Here is a 502-nt window from a genome sequence, read left to right as displayed (position 1 = left end):
GGAAATGTCACTCGGAGGCGCCCTGTCCAGCCCCGATGCAGCGCACCGGGGCATCATGGGGCATCGCGGGGCCAAAGCGGGCCGGCGCGTCAGTGCACGTCGTGCAGGATATCGACGCCCATCAGCCTGGCGTGGGATTGCAGCGCGAAGCGGTCGGTCATGCCGGCGATGTAGTCGCAGACCAGCCGCGCCAGCTGCGCCTCGTCCTCGACCGCCTCAATCTCCTGCCGCCAGCGCTGCGGCAGCAGCGAGGGGTCCTGCATGTAGATCGGGAACAGGTCGGTCACCACCTGCGTCACCTTGGTGCGGATCTCCATCACCGAGGGCGCGCGGTACATGCGGGTGAAGAGGAACTGGCGGATCTCCTTCAGCTTGATCCACATGTCGTCGGAAAACGCGATGACCGGCCGCCCGAGATGGCGGATCGCCTCGGCGCTCTCGGGGGCCGCCGCGTCGAGCCGGGCCCGGCTGGTGTCGATCACGTCCGAGACCATGTAGCCGA

The 502-nt window shown here is 67.9% G+C and carries 1 pseudogene; it reads right to left on the bottom strand.

What is annotated here, in order from left to right:
* Positions 1 to 89: 89 nt before the first annotated feature.
* A pseudogene (locus tag HC022_RS28520) lies at positions 90 to 502 on the bottom strand (deoxyguanosinetriphosphate triphosphohydrolase); the annotation flags it as partial.

The sequence above is a fragment of the Salipiger sp. HF18 genome, from assembly GCF_011806505.1.
Taxonomy (GTDB): domain Bacteria; phylum Pseudomonadota; class Alphaproteobacteria; order Rhodobacterales; family Rhodobacteraceae; genus Salipiger; species Salipiger thiooxidans.
This window is presented reverse-complemented; position numbering and strand designations above follow the sequence as displayed.